This window comes from Microcoleus sp. K5-D4 (assembly GCF_036704575.1).
Lineage (GTDB): Bacteria > Cyanobacteriota > Cyanobacteriia > Cyanobacteriales > Microcoleaceae > Microcoleus.
Map to the genome: position 1 here is coordinate 1 of NZ_JAUBSD010000034.1, position 14953 is coordinate 14953.

Genomic DNA, 14953 nt, shown 5'->3' on the forward strand with positions numbered 1-14953 from the left:
GCTCAAGGGCAGCTAAGCGCATCTTATCAAAAGACAACGGCACAACAAGGCGCTGCACACCGACACCCGGAAGCGCCGCCGTTCGTGCCTCACTCTGGCGCTTCCGGGTGCGGGTGAGCTTGGGCGTTAGCTGGCTCCGCTTTTGGCTGAAACAATGCTTCTAAATTATCTGTAAGTGTTTAACATTAAGCTATTCACCTTTAATTGCTGGAGTTCATTCTATGAGAAAACCACAAACTGTTAAAGCTTTGGAAGAGCTAGGACGGGTTCAACTCTCTAAGAGTTTTTTCATGCGTGAGTTTCTTTATTCAGAAATCTCTCAAATTGAAGGTATCCCTAACATTCCTAACGATCCTGACTTGGCGATCGAAGCAGGAAAGAATTTGTGTGAGAGGGTGCTTGAACCAATTCAAGATGCGCTCGGTCGGATTAGTATCCGCTCAGCCTATCGTTCTTGTGCGGTGAACGCCAAAGGAGCAGAGAATAAAAATCAGTACGGCTGTGCCAGTAATGAGGACAACTATGCAGAACATATCTGGGACGTAAAAGATTCAGAGGGGTATATGGGAGCAACAGTATGTATTATTGTTACATCATTCATCCCTTACTATGAACGCACTCAAGATTGGACAGCATTGGCATGGTGGATACATGACCACATTGATGCTTATGCAGCAATGACCTTTTTCCCAAACTATGCAGCGTTCAACATTAGGTGGAGCGAGAATCCTAAGGTTTCAAAAGAAATTGATAGCTACGTAATAAACCCGCACACTGGTAAGAAGAGCGGGTATCTGACAAAGAAGGGGATGGATAATTTCTCAGGTTTGCATGAGCAGTTTTACCAAGAATTTATCGATCGCTGACTAAACATCTTTTTGAATTTCTATGCGATAGTTGTAGCCCTGTTCGGTGAGGAATAGTTGGCGGTGTCGCGCAAAATCTTCCTCGCAAGTTTGTAGAGATACTAATGTATAAAAACTCGCAGTATGTCCGTCGGATTTCGGGCGGAGAATTCGTCCGAGGCGCTGCGCTTCTTCTTGGCGAGAACCATACTTTCCCGATACTTGAATCAACACATCGGCATCGGGTAAATCGACGGCAAAATTGCCCACGCGAGATAGAATTAATCCGGGAATTTCTTTGTGACGGAATGCTTCGTATAATCGATCGCGCTCAGCCTGTTTTGTCTTCCCCGTAATCAGAGGCAATTCGGTAATTTTGGCGATCGCATCTAACTGTTCGAGATACTCACCAATAATTAAAATACGATGTCCCGCTTCCTTTTGCAACAAACTTTGCACCACATCCAACTTAGCTGGATTTTCCGCAGCAATCCGAAACTGATTGCGGCGGGGCGCTAGGGCATATTCCATTTTTTCCGCCTCATTTTGGGCGACGCGGATTTCCGTACAATTAGCAGTGGCAATAAATCCCTGTCCTTCCAATTCGCGCCAAGGTACGTCATAGCGCTTGGGCCCAATCAACGTGAATACATCCCCTTCTTTCCCGTCTTCGCGAATCAATGTCGCAGTTAAACCTAACCTGCGTCGTGCTTGTAATTCAGCGGTAATCCGAAATATCGGTGCAGGTAATAGATGGACTTCATCATAAATAATCAGTCCCCAGGATTGGGCGTTAAACAACTCGAAATGCGGGAATTCATCATCTTTATTCGATCGATAACTTAGCATTTGGTAAGTCGATAGGGTGACAGCAGCCGTCTGTTTGGTGACACTGCTGTACTCAGCGATCGCATCCTCAGTTAAACTCGTTTTGTCTAATATTTCCCTGCGCCACTGGTGCACTGAAGTCAAACTGCTGGTGAGGATGAGTGTCTTTTGCTTTACCAAACTCATGGCTAACATCCCGACTATGGTTTTACCAGCCCCGCACGGTAGGACGATCGTCCCACTTCCACCTTTTACCTCCCCGTCCTGATAGAATGCCTCTGCTGCTTCTTGTTGATAAGCACGCAACTTAAAGGGCAAATCTGTTAGAGTACGATCGCGCAAAGAAATCCCTAGTTCGGCACCCTCCACATATCCAGCCAAATCTTCTGCCGGATAGCCCACCGCTAGTAAAGCTTGCTTGAGTACGCCGCGATTCCCGGCATCGACTTGAAAGCAAAGATCCGAGATGCGCTTGCCCAACATTGGTTTGACGCGATCGTCCCGTACCAGCAATTCCGCTAGGGGCAAATCGGCAATTCGCAGTTGTAAATCGGGGCTAGCCGCATCGATTCTTTCAATTACAGTTAATCCATACCGCGCCCCTAACAGTTCAATTTCCTGCGCTACGGAGTCAGGAATGGGATACTTGGCATACTTCCGCAAAGCGGAGATCGCCTCTTCAACTGGCATTCCCGCCGCCCGCGCATTCCACACGCTGAGGGGCGTGATGCGATAGGTGTGGATGTGTTCGGGACTTTTGATTAATTCGGCAAAGGGGGCGATCGCTTCTCGTGCCTGTTGTGCTGTTGGGGCGTGAACTTCTAGTAAAATTGAGCGATCGCTTTGCACGATCAAAGCATTTTCGGGAACATAATTCATGGCTTGTTTCGATTGATAGATGAATCGCAGATCAACGCAGATGGTTTTAACTGAGATATTGCACCATTCTCAATTAGCCTTTTGTCAACAGGCAAGATGCCTGTTCCACAAAGAGTTGATTTCTTGTGGAACAGGCATCTTGCCTGTTCCTGACAATGGTGCAAGATGTGAGTTTTAAGAGGTTTTTTGACTTTGGCAATTTTGTCTAATACTATTTATCCCGCTGGGGTAAGACGTAGCCGATCTGCCGCAGGGCGTTGCGAAACTTAGTTTCCTGGGATAATGGAACTGCTAAAGTGCGATCGCCTGCTAGCTGACAGAATTTTTTTGTACGGGAATCATTGGCAATCAACACTGCTAAATGGGGGTTAGCACATTCGATTAACTTGACAGTTCCTGCATCTTGCAAACTATTCGATCGTTCTGTAATATCCGTCAGAAATTGCTGTACAGTTTCGGGTAGCGGTTCGACACTTCTTGTCTCTAAAACTTCTTTAAATTCTGCTAGCGGGTATCCGGATTCTATGGCGGTAAATAGCTTTTGTCGATCGAGTTGCCAGACGACATCTGAAACTTTTTTAGTATAGAGATCGAGGACGATCGCATCTGATGTCGCGAGGCCTTCTCCTGCTACAACAATATCTAAATTGGGCAGTACGCGGAGTGTTTGACGGAACTCAATTGCTGGCGGGGTGTAATTGTTAGTCAATCCCAAACAGTAAGCCCCCAAAGCTGTCAGGCGAAAAGAGATTAAGCCGTCGTAGCGGCTGAGAAATCTCAAATCGTCCGTTCCCCAAAGATCGTCAAAATCGCTGGGTATGAGGGACGGATCGGCATAGGCAACATCAATTATTCCCAGGGTAGCAACATACTCAAACAACAGGCAGCGCATATATCTTTCTTGCAGAATATGCCAATCGTGACTGCCCGAATATCCTAAGTTACCATACCCAAATTCAGAAATATAGAGATTGTCGGGATCGCGCGTTACTTCAAACCGATTGCCCGTTGCCAACATATACTTGCTAAATTCGCTAAACAGAATCCATTTACCGACAGGACATTCTGCTAGGATTGAGGCGATCGCCTCTCTCCGCCCCGCCACCGCTGTCATGCCGCGCGCGCCCTTGCCGGTTTGTCCTTTAATCGCATCAATGCGGCGAAATTCATCAAAAGTGTTTGTTTTTAACCAGCGCTTCCATGCTGTCTGTAAACCTTTGGCAGGTGATTCTTGCAAGGCTTTCTGTCCCGCTTTGGTCAAAACTAGCTTTTTGCCCGATTGTTCGGCGAATTTGCTCGCTTGGGCGATCGCGGCCCAAGCAAAGGATTTGATGTTACCAACCTCGTAGAATATATCGCCCTTTTCCACGGTAGCTTGGCGCTGTTCGTCGTTATAAAAATCACCCCCTTGCAATACGGCGGCGATCACTTTCAGAGTTGCGGCACCAGGTAATGCGGTTTTCTCACTAACGGCAACTTTGCCCGACTGAATCAGACGCAAAACTGCTTCCAAATCCTTTGGGGCTGCCCGTTCCATTTCAAAAATTGTCAAGGGAAGTTCGTACTCGGATACCTCTATTTTAGATGTACGAAAGTTCTGTTTTTCTACACGAACCATAAAATTATCTGGCAGTACATCGCCAACCAGATTTAAGGAAGTTCCTTGAGGTTTTGGCACAAACTTCCGCAAGTTTTGTTCAAGATCGTAGGGTATCGCATTGCCGTAGAAGAACAAGCAGAGTAGGGATGGTTCTCGGTTGTATCCATAGCGATCGCTTGTTCCCCAGTTTGGTTGTTGTCCGTATTTTGCCATAAATACATCGGCATCATAGCCACCACCTGACCCATGTATAACTTCCGCTACGGCCGCTTTTTGCAGGTCGTCTAATTGCGCCCAAACTTGCTTAAGTTTTTGTCCCTGCATTTGCTCTTTAATCCCAGCAACCAGGTCAGCTTTCCGGGTTAATTTGCGATCGCCCGACAACAGTGCATTCAGCTTTTTTAAATCTTCAACAATTATTCCTTCGAGTGCCTCTTGGAGGGTAATAACATTATCTAGGGTTTGGTAACGCGGCATAATTTTTGGCAATCCGCCTGCTGCAAAATTGTTTGTGCTACCAACTATAACAACTTTCCGATATTTGTAATTTGAATTTTTGTTACAAAAATCAGAAGCATGGTTTAATCTTTATTGTTAAACTCACGCTAATTTTATCTAATTAATTACATAATTAGGCAATCTAAAAAATCGGAATTACACAACTACTTTAGAACGTAGAGTGCGTCGCTACTAACAATCTCCTAGCAGCTTGAATATCTCGTGGCGGCGCACCATAAAATTAGTCGATCGAAAATGACAGAGTGTAACTAGCACTTCCTCGTTCTGTACTTACATCTATTTGATATTTTCCCGTTTTTGCAACGACTCCAGACCATATTCTTGATTCTTTGATTATCGTTTTTTTGTCCGAGTCTATGACTTTAAACACAGCATTATTTTCAAGTGATTTGACATTGGCTTTGATTTTTTTTCCTTTTTTAACTCCGACAAAATAACTATTGAAAGTGCCAGGCGCTACTCTTCCTTTTACTTCCGCTGAACGAACACCTTCTATGAACTCCCTTTGCTCTTTTTGTACAGCCGCTAAAACAGTAGATTTTTCTGAGATAGTTGGGGTTGTAATTAGGTTAGATAAGGCTTTGACTGAAGCCGGAAAAATCAGCGATGCACTTAAGCCGATCGTCAAAATGTTTAGCGGGTGTTTGAAAGTTATTGCTGGTTTTTTCATGGGAGTTTAACAGTAAAATTGAAATTTGTTTATTTGTAAAATTATAGCAGACTGGGGCTGTCTGCGTCCGATCGCCCTCGCCGATCGACTAATTTTAGCTTGTGCAAACAATCAATCGATTTGAGATTTGAGATTTGAGATTGAAGCCTAAGATGTGGGATAATTTTGTACGGCCGGGACTGACGCATTACTGTAAAGTTGCCTGCGGGCGCACAAAAGTAAGATCGCCCGTCAGCCGTGTTACCAAAAAAATTGCCAGTCCAGGACGCACAAAAACCTTTAGAAACCGGGTTTATTGACAAAAAACTACGCTTTCAAACAGATTCCCCGACAAGAAACCCGGTTTCTGACCAACTGTGCGTAAGTTCTGTTTGCACAATTCCTAATTATCACAAACCCGACGATATGACTCAAAACCCAACCGCCACCTATCGCATTGAAAGCGACTCGATGGGAGACAAACAAATTCCATCTAATGTCTATTATGGCATCCAAACTCTAAGGGCTATTGAAAATTTCCCGATCAGCGGCATTAAGCCTTTATCAACATACGTTGATGCTTGTGTTTTAATTAAGAAAGCAACGGCGATCGCCAATGGCGAACTCGGCTGCATTCCCCAAGACATCAGTCAAGCAATTGTCCAAGCAGCAGATGAAATCCTAGCTGGCAAATTGCGCGATCAATTTGTAGTTGATGTCTACCAAGCCGGCGCCGGAACTTCTCACCACATGAACGTTAATGAAGTTCTTTCAAATCGCGCTTTGGAAATTCTGGGCGATGAAAAAGGCAACTACAAGCGCGTCAGTCCTAACGACCACGTAAACTACGGTCAATCGACCAATGATGTGATTCCGACTGCGATTCGGATCGGCGGATTGTTGGCGTTAGAAAAAACTCTGTTTCCGGCTTTGTCGGATGCCGTAGTCGCCCTAGAAAACAAAGCAGAAGAATTCAAAGATATTGTTAAATCCGGCCGCACTCATATGCAAGATGCTGTGCCAGTTAGACTCGGCGATACCTTCGGCGCTTGGGCGCAAATTCTCAGAGAACATACCTTGAGAATTGACAGGGCATCCGATGATTTGACATCCCTGGGATTGGGGGGAAGTGCGGCAGGAACAGGCTTAAATACTCATCCTGAATACTGTCAAAAAGTTGCTGAAATTCTCTCCGACTTAATCGACCACCCGCTGAAACCAGCAAAGCATTTAATGGCAGCTATGCAGAGTATGGCACCGTTTGTAAATGTCTCCGGTGCACTGCGAAATCTCGCTCAGGATTGCGTTAAAATCTCCCACGACCTGCGTTTGATGGACTCCGGGCCGAAAACGGGTTTGAAAGAAATTCAACTGCCTCCTGTGCAACCCGGTTCGTCAATTATGCCGGGAAAATACAATCCTGTGATGGCAGAAATGACATCAATGGTTTGTTTTCAAGTTATGGGTTACGATAGCGCGATCGCCCTGGCAGCCCAAGCAGGACAATTAGAATTGAACGTGATGATGCCCCTGATCGCCTACAATCTCATTCACAGCATCGAAATTTTGGGCAATACCATCAGCGCCCTGAGCACCAAATGCCTCGCAAAAATCGAAGCTAAGGGCGATCGGTGTCTCGCTTACGCAGAAGGCAGTCTCGCACTCGTTACCGCCCTCAACACTCAGATCGGCTATCTCAACGCCGCCGCCGTCGCCAAAGAATCTCTAGAAACTGGCAAATCTTTGCGGCAAATTGTGCTAGAAAGGGGTTTAATGAGTGCAGAAGACTTGGCAAAAGTTCTAGATTTAGAGAAAATGAGTGCGATGCCAACATCTTCTGCTAACGTATAGGCGATCGCAGGAATCAGCTAGAAACTAGAAGGCTAAACTCGATTTAATTCTGCCTTCTGCCTTCTGAGTTCTGCCTAAGTGCTGTCACAGGTTAAAGTTAAACAATTCAGAATTCAATTTTTTGAGATTTAATTCTGGATTTTTTATAGTCTAAAGTTTGGGAGCAAGATTTATGCGCGCAGGTTCTTTTGCAAAATTAACTCAAGATAAAGAGAACACGACTCAAGTGACATTTCATTATGTGGAAGGTCACGCAGAAACCTTTACTATTCCGATGCCTGCACAAGAATTCCAAGAGGAAGTGCTGCATTTGTTAAATCAACCTTGGTTGACTTTCCATTTAGCAGATCAAACGGTTTTTATCTGCACTGCCCGGTTGGTGAAAGTGGAAGTTAAACCTGCTATCCCTGAACTGCAAGGTCAAGGAGTATTCTCTAACTCGCTGCGAGTTAGTACCATGCAGCGGGCGGCAGTTGGTAGATTGCCGATGAATACTTAGGACTCATTTGTATTGAGATTATTCTTGGTAAGGTGCGCGCGGATCACCCTGCTTAGGGTGATCCGTGCGTGCGTTACATTGAGATTGTTCCCGCATCGATAACCAATTACAAATTAATTCATAATTATGTCTGCTGTTAGTTTAATTCGTGCCAATTCATACGATCGCCAACTCTTGCAAACCTCTTTAGAAAGTTTGCTGGCACCCTTGGGCGGAATCTCGGCTTTTGTCAAATCGGGCGATCGGGTTTTACTCAAACCCAATCTCCTGACAGGTTCTCGCCCTACAAAAGAATGCGTCACCCGCCCGGAATTGGTTTACTGCGTCGCTAAAATGGTGATTGAAGCGGGAGGAAAACCCTTTTTAGGCGATAGTCCAGCTTTTGGTAGCGCCATGGGTGTAGCCAAAGCCAACGGTTATTTGCCGCTGTTGGAAGAACTGAATTTGCCCGTAGTTGAGTTTCAAGGAAAACGCTACGAAACTGTCAGCGAAGATTTCAATCATCTGCGAATTTGCAAAGAAGCAATGGAAGCAGATGTAGTGATTAATTTGCCAAAACTCAAATCTCACGTTCAATTAACCGTGACAATGGGCGTGAAAAATTTGTTCGGCTGCGTCCCCGGCAAAATGAAGGCTTGGTGGCACATGGAAGCTGGCAAAGATAGCGCCAGATTCGGTGAAATGCTGGTTGAAACGGCCAGGGCCATTAACCCAAATTTGACGATTTTGGATGGCATTATCGGCCACGAAGGTAACGGGCCAAGCGGCGGCGAACCTAAGTTTTTGGGAATTTTGGCTGCCTCTGATGATGTGTTTGCTTTGGACAGAACTTTAGTTGAAATTATTAATGCTGATCCGGCGGCGGTTCCCACTGTAGCTGCGGCGATGAGATTGGGACTTTGCTCGAATTTAGAGGATCTTGATTTTCCGCTTTTGCAGCCGGAAACTCTCAAGGTTTTGGATTGGAAGTTGCCGGAAAGCATGGTGCCAATTGACTTTGGTATGCCCCGCGTGGTGAAGTCGGCCTTTAAGCACCTTTATATCCGGTTTATTAAAGAAAAGTTCAGCATCAAGGCTTCGCATTAGCGAAGACAGAAGGGTAAAATTTGTTTTTTTTATTCCTTCTGCTTTCCATTGCTAATTGTAAAGAAATATTATTTTACAACATATCTATTTATGTAAAGTTTTAATAAATTTCTTATAAGTTTATGGTTTAAGTAGGTAGGCGGGATTAAACCGCATAATGTAACACTATGTAAACAGGTTTAAGTCAGCCAGTAAGTAGGTATGCGGGACTAAACCGCATAATGTAACACTATGTAAACAGGCTTAAATCAGCCAGTAGAGAGCATTTGGAGACTTGGCCCTCATTTACCTAGGGGCGTTTTTTCGCGCCGACTTACTTAAAGCATTTGCCTCGCCGTACTCGCAACTGGCGCTCATTCTTGCTAGCTAGAAGCAGTTAGATAATTTCATTTAAGTATAAACACTTGTAACAGCCCTTGTTTTAACCAAATTTACCCTATAATTGCGCTTTTCTTTATAATTGACCGCTCAATTATAAAGATTGAGTAAAGCTCGTAAAAGGTTATTGACAGTTATACGTAGATCGCAGATGATGGCGACATATCAAACAGACCTTACCTTAAATAATAAAGGTCTAATCGAGTTGCTGCGTCCATCTTAAGTATTAGATATCTCCCAAACAGAGTCTGAAATGTTGCTTGTATCAGGCGGCGAAATTTAAATTCGGTAGATGTCTGTTATATAGATCGATCAACAGCCCTTGCAAAGTACAGCAAAGATTCACTACCGCATCCGTAAAAACTTCAAATCAGGAACTACCTTCCCTATGCTTACTAACAACAATCTGACAATCGTACAGCCACTAAAAGCCAAGTTTTTGCCAAACGGTGAAGTTTTACTCACCCGCAAATTGATTGAAGCAGTTGGTGAGTTAGCCAAGTATTGGTCGGGTGATATTACTGTGATGATGGAAGAAACGAAAGAAGACAACGACCAGATGGATGCAAAAATATTCAAACTTGATCTATTGCCATTCAAACTGGAAATAATTTGTTTTGATAAAATTACCCCAGCTTTACTACATCAGCATCAGAGTGCGCTGGTATTGGCAGCCCCGGAATACAGACAGAACCATATCAGTAAAGTGTGTAAAATAGCGGGAGTACCGTGTATTTACGTTTCCGAATACAGTCTGAAAACTCGCAAACAGATCGTGAATGTGAGTACGAGAAATCCCCTGATTCGCTTGCGGAGAATAATCTGGACTTACAGTCAGGAATATAAGCAGCGCAAGGCGATCGCAATGGCAGAGGGATTGCAGTGCAACGGCACCCCTACATACCAAGAATACAAGCAGCTCAATCGCAACCCACAGTTGTTCTTGGACACGCGGATTAGAGAGGATATGTTAGCAACAGAAGCTGACATTGAACGTCGCACTGAAAACCGCTCTCAAGATATGCCTCTTCGGCTAGTATTCTCAGGTCGCCTAATTAAGATGAAAGGGGCCGATCATTTACTTGAGGTCGCTAGAGAACTCAAACAACTGAAGGTGAAATTTGAAATGTTCATCAGTGGTATTGGTGACTTAGAAGAGATGATGCACCAGCAAATAGCTGCAAATCAACTTAATGATTGCGTGAAAATGCTCGGAGTGCCTGACTTTAAAACAGATTTTTTCCCCTTTGTTAAGAACAATATTGATTTGTTTGTTTGCTGTCACCGGCAGGGCGATCCTTCTTGTACTTACATAGAAACTATGGCTGCTGGCGTGCCTATTGTTGGGTATGCTAACGAAGCATTCCAGGGAATTGCAGAAATGTCGGAGACAGGATGGGTTGTGCCAATGAATCAGCCTAAACAGATGGCGAAGAAAATTGCAGCACTCAGCTACAACCGGGAAGAAATTAAATCGATGTCGTTCAAGTCGCTGAAGTTTGCTCAACAGCACACATTTGAGAAGACTTTTCAAGCTCGCATAAAACATATGCAGGCTATTGCCTATTCAACGGTGCCTAATCAAGTCACCGAAAGTCAAGTAAGTGATGCTCCAGATATGGTTTTGGCGTACAGTCAACTGCCTTAAGAATCCTTCTGCCTATGATTGAGACAGGTTTCATTAAGGTAGCCACGGCAATTGGAGGTCTTGTAAAGGCAAGGGTTGGGGTGAGCGATCGCCATTAGATGTAGATGTTTTTTTCAAACTTAATAGCATCAAATTCTACTGGACGATCGCACTTCTTCCATAGGTTCTCAAGTCTCCTTTAACGGGTTACATTTTCTTGGCAACTACCAGATCCCACACCAACTCTCAACCATCGAGTGACCCACTCATTTTCCTTTCCACCGGAACTGGCAAAACTAACAGGGTTTTTAGTTTAAATCTTGTTAAATCAACGGCTTCATTATTTATTAGGTATATGCACAAATGCTTTTATTAGTATCATACTTTAGAGGTATATGATGTTTCTAACTTAATGTATACTTTAATTATTGCTGAATTCTTGACTAGAGAAAAACTTACTTTCCGCCCGCTCGCTGAAGGTGTAGTTTTTTATCAAAAGTGACAAAGCCAGCTAAATGCGTTAACTTAAATTCGATGTTACGTGAAAACCGCGCCTCAGTAATGGTATTCCCAAAACTTCATAAGTTTTAGGCCTTCATCTCCTGTATAGAGGATAACACAATTATCACTGGCACATAACGTCCCGGAGTGATCTAACATAAGCGGTTATTAGTACATCCAGTTCCTAAGTAAGGAAAACTAAAATGCAAAGTCAAACGTGCTTAAGCCCTACCGTCGTCTGCCCGATATCGGGACAGAGTATGAAACCGTGGCTATTCATACCCGGTGATTGGCGCAGACCTCCAAACAATGAGTCATTTCAATTGTACTGGTGCGAAAAGTCACAACTTGGATGCATTCATCCTCTACCCGAACTCAACAAAATCGCCAGCTTCTACGACATCGATGAGTATTATACTCATCATATAGACTTTACAGGCTTCGTATCTGCCTCTTCTATTTCCTTCTTCGATAAATTGCGTACCCATCTAGCTTGGCGTTTCGATCGCGGAGTAGATGTCACAAGTAAATGGTGGAAGCAACAGTTCGGGACTGCTTCCTCCTCGATCTTAGAAATTGGTTGCGCCAACGGGCACCTGCTGCAAGAACTGCAAGCAGATGGTCACAAAGTCTGGGGCGTAGAACCCGATCAACAAGCTTTAGTGTTGGCCCAGCAGCGAGGTCTTAATGTACTTTATGGTACTGCTGAATCTTTGCCCCCGGAAGTCCAGTCTAGACAGTACGACATAATTGTGATGAACCACGTACTCGAACATACCAGAGATCCTTTACTTGCACTCCGCAATGCCATGCAGTTGCTCGTGGGTGGCGGCAAATTGGTGATGGAAGTACCAAATAACTCTTGTATTGGGCTGAAGTCTTCAGGGATTGCATGGATGCATCTAGATGTACCAAGGCATTTGTATTTCTTCACACCGCAGAGCTTTCGCGCTATTTGTGAAAAAGTAGGATTTGAGATAATTTCTACTCAGTTTAATGGCTACTATCGCCAATTTGAAAACACTTGGATCAATGATGAAAGAAAAATTTTCAGTGTGTTCGATTCAATGGGATCTCATCAGATAGTAAAGCCCAAGGAAAACAGTAAAGTCCAAGCTTGGAAGCTACTGCTGAAAACAATTTTTGCTGCTGATGAAAACAAGTACGATTCGATCCGGATTGTGGCACAAAAGCCATAGCAATATCGAGGTAAGGGCAATAAACTTTGGCTTTGATTATCAAGTTTGGTTACACACTCACCATACTTTTGCGAGCCTCTGCCATCATCGCCCATGCCAGGAGTACAGTCAAACCAAATGCGACTATTGACCCAGCAATCCACCTGACTCGATCGAGACTGACGCACAAACTTTGTATGTAAGGTGTGCAGTCCGCAGCTTACCACATAGATAATGTAAAAAGTGTTTTCTGGCGTAATATAGTTTCGGGTTGCATCGGAATAATATATTGGGATCATGTCAGTGGGAGCTTAAGAGATCGCTACCAAAATCGCGTTCTCTTAAGCTCTCACTATAATTCGGATGCCACCGGATTTGATATAAATTTTATTGAATATGCGATCGCAGTTGCACCTCAGAACGATTAGTTACGATATGTTTGCTTTTTTAATTTTTTCTTGTGAGTACCCATAATTCACAAGAAACTTTTAAATTTCAACCATATAATACTTCTTCTGCAGGCGGCGTGGCGTCTGTGGGGTCGAACTGTTTGATTTTCAAAGCTTGTAGCAAAAACAGCCAGATATAAAGCGGATTCAAAAAAACATACCGCTGCCAAAGGCGCCGAGGTTCCTTAATCATCCGAAACAGCCATTCCAAACCTATTTTAGATAAAAAGTCAGGAGATTTAGCCAAATTACCCGCATGAAAATCGTAAGCAGCACCTACAGCAATCAACGGCATTGATAACTCATCGCGGTATTCGTAAGCCCAGACTTCTTGTCGCGGACACCCCAAACCGACAAAAGTAATTGCTGCACCGCTGTTGCGAATTTGCTCTGCAATTTCTTGTTTCTCTTGGGGCGAAACGTGCCTAAATTTAGAAGGCTGAGTTCCAGCAATAATTAACTTGGGAAAACGCTGGCAAAGATTGCGAGATAAAGCTTCCAGTACAGAAGCTTGAGATCCGTACAAATAGATAGGTAATCCTTCTTCTGCCGCACGTTCGCAGATTTGTAACATCGCATTCGGCCCGCAAACTCGATCGGGCAATTCCGTATGGTAGAGCCAATTTAACGCCCACCTGACGGGCTGTCCGTCTGGCAATACTAAGTCAATGTGATTAATCCGATAACGATGAGTGCTGTCGAGCACTCCAGTCATTACCCCGTGAACCGCTAGAGCAGAAACTGACATTGGTTTTCCGGCGCTGGCGGCTGCAATAATTTTGCTAACAGCCGCTTCATAATTAACGGCATTAACTAATATGCCCAGTACATTCTTTTTCCCTTTATCAATCATGGAGCACCTCTTTAAGTCAACGCTCGCAGTTACACTCATAAATCTCCCCTAAGATTTGTTTAACCTTGTATTCTTCAATCTTTTACCGAAATTCTCAGCACATTCTTTTTGCCCCGCTCAATCATGGGAATCCTCTTTCAGCCAACGCTCGCGGTTACATTCATAAATCTCCTGTAGGATTTGTTTAACGTTATATTTCATTTTCCAGTTGGGATAGTGACTGGAAAATTTTGAATTGTCGCTAATCCACCAAATGTGATCGCCAATGCGATTCCCTTCCGCGTAAGTCCAATTAAATTTGCGTTCTGCAATTGCCTCACACATCTGAATCGCTTCTAACATCGAACAATTGCTGTACCGGCCTCCTCCTGTATTATAAACTTGGGCGCTTCGGGGAGCTTTATAAAATTCATAAAATGCCGAAATTAAATCTGCGCTATGAATGTTATCGCGAACTTGCTTGCCTTTGTAGCCAAACACGGTGTAAGGAGTTCCCGTGACAGCACACTTCATCAAGTAGGCTAGGAAGCCATGCAATTGAGCTCCTGAGTGATTTGGACCCGTCAAACAGCCGCCGCGAAAACAAGCGGTGTTCATATTAAAATATCGACCGTATTCTTGGACTAAAACGTCAGCAGCTACCTTAGAAGCACCAAACAAACTGTGCAGGCACTGATCGATTGACATATCTTCCCGAATACCGCTTTCGTAAGTATGGCCTGGTTCAATTTCCCACCTGTGTTCTAATTCAATTAAAGGCAAATTGTTAGGCGTATCGCCGTATACTTTATTGGTAGAAGTGAAAATGAAAACCGCTTTAGGACAGTACAAGCGAGTTACTTCTAGAAGATTGAGAGTGCCATTGGCATTGACGGTAAAGTCTATTTTCGGAGCACGGGAAGCCCAATCATGGCTGGGCTGGGCTGCTGTGTGAATTACTAATTCGATCGACTCGCCGTACCGCTGAAAGATATTGGTAATCGCTTCATAGTCGCGAATGTCCACATCTAAGTGATAATACTTGGTACCCAAAGACTTTTCTAGCAGTTGGCGGTTCCAGTTTGTAGAACCATCAGCACCAAAAAAGAACTGGCGCATATTATTGTCGATCCCAACTATATCTAAGCCTTGTTTGGCAAAGAACTGACACGCCTCAGAGCCAATTAAACCCGCCGAGCCAGTAATGATTGCAACGCCCACGTTTCACCGCC

Annotated in this window: 12 protein-coding genes; 7 read left to right on the plus strand and 5 right to left on the minus strand. The window is 44.1% G+C overall.

Annotated features, from left to right (window positions below; translation table 11 throughout):
- The first annotated feature begins 221 nt into the window (after positions 1-221).
- Complete coding sequence (locus tag QUA77_RS13030) at positions 222-866, plus strand: peptidase M15 (protein WP_333450455.1); 645 nt, start codon at positions 222-224, stop codon at positions 864-866.
- On the opposite strand, the gene QUA77_RS13035 is transcribed toward QUA77_RS13030, so the two are convergent.
- From QUA77_RS13035 to QUA77_RS13045, 3 genes are all read right to left on the minus strand, one after another.
- Positions 867-2552, minus strand: coding sequence for a DNA repair helicase XPB (locus QUA77_RS13035; protein WP_333450457.1), 1686 nt, complete (start codon positions 2550-2552; stop codon positions 867-869). It lies immediately after the preceding gene.
- A 211-nt stretch (positions 2553-2763) separates the two neighbouring features.
- A complete protein-coding gene (locus tag QUA77_RS13040) occupies positions 2764-4629 on the minus strand; it encodes a hypothetical protein (RefSeq protein WP_333039957.1) in 1866 nt (621 codons plus the stop codon).
- Positions 4630-4891: 262 nt separating this feature from the next.
- Entirely contained in the window at positions 4892-5341 is a 450-nt protein-coding gene (locus QUA77_RS13045; protein ID WP_333293898.1) for a hypothetical protein, read from the minus strand.
- Positions 5342-5746: 405 nt separating this feature from the next.
- Between QUA77_RS13045 and QUA77_RS13050 the strand changes: the two genes are divergently transcribed.
- The 6 genes from QUA77_RS13050 to QUA77_RS13075 all read left to right on the plus strand — a co-directional run bounded on the left by QUA77_RS13050 (position 5747) and on the right by QUA77_RS13075 (position 12643).
- On the plus strand, positions 5747-7171 hold the full coding sequence (locus tag QUA77_RS13050; RefSeq protein ID WP_333450497.1) for an aspartate ammonia-lyase: 1425 nt from the start codon (positions 5747-5749) through the stop codon (positions 7169-7171).
- Positions 7172-7343: 172 nt separating this feature from the next.
- Entirely contained in the window at positions 7344-7670 is a 327-nt protein-coding gene (locus tag QUA77_RS13055) for a hypothetical protein (RefSeq protein WP_333039953.1), read from the plus strand.
- A gap of 126 nt (positions 7671-7796) precedes the next feature.
- Positions 7797-8756, plus strand: a complete 960-nt coding sequence (locus QUA77_RS13060; protein ID WP_333450459.1) for a DUF362 domain-containing protein — start codon at positions 7797-7799, stop codon at positions 8754-8756.
- A 766-nt stretch (positions 8757-9522) separates the two neighbouring features.
- Positions 9523-10782 (plus strand): glycosyltransferase, encoded by a 1260-nt coding sequence (locus QUA77_RS13065; protein WP_333450461.1) that lies wholly within the window; start codon positions 9523-9525, stop codon positions 10780-10782.
- A gap of 740 nt (positions 10783-11522) precedes the next feature.
- Positions 11523-12461, plus strand: a complete 939-nt coding sequence (locus tag QUA77_RS13070; RefSeq protein WP_333039946.1) for a class I SAM-dependent methyltransferase — start codon at positions 11523-11525, stop codon at positions 12459-12461.
- A gap of 26 nt (positions 12462-12487) precedes the next feature.
- Entirely contained in the window at positions 12488-12643 is a 156-nt protein-coding gene (locus QUA77_RS13075; RefSeq protein ID WP_333060801.1) for a hypothetical protein, read from the plus strand.
- Between the two features lie 292 nt (positions 12644-12935).
- Here QUA77_RS13075 and QUA77_RS13080 read toward each other — a convergent pair whose 3' ends face one another.
- Together QUA77_RS13080 and QUA77_RS13085 are read right to left on the minus strand one after the other, a co-directional pair.
- Positions 12936-13742 carry a WecB/TagA/CpsF family glycosyltransferase gene (locus tag QUA77_RS13080; RefSeq protein WP_333039945.1) on the minus strand — a complete coding sequence of 269 codons (807 nt, stop codon included), beginning with the start codon at positions 13740-13742 and terminating at the stop codon, positions 12936-12938.
- A 117-nt stretch (positions 13743-13859) separates the two neighbouring features.
- A complete protein-coding gene (locus QUA77_RS13085; RefSeq protein ID WP_333183010.1) occupies positions 13860-14942 on the minus strand; it encodes an NAD-dependent epimerase/dehydratase family protein in 1083 nt (360 codons plus the stop codon).
- Positions 14943-14953: the final 11 nt, after the last annotated feature.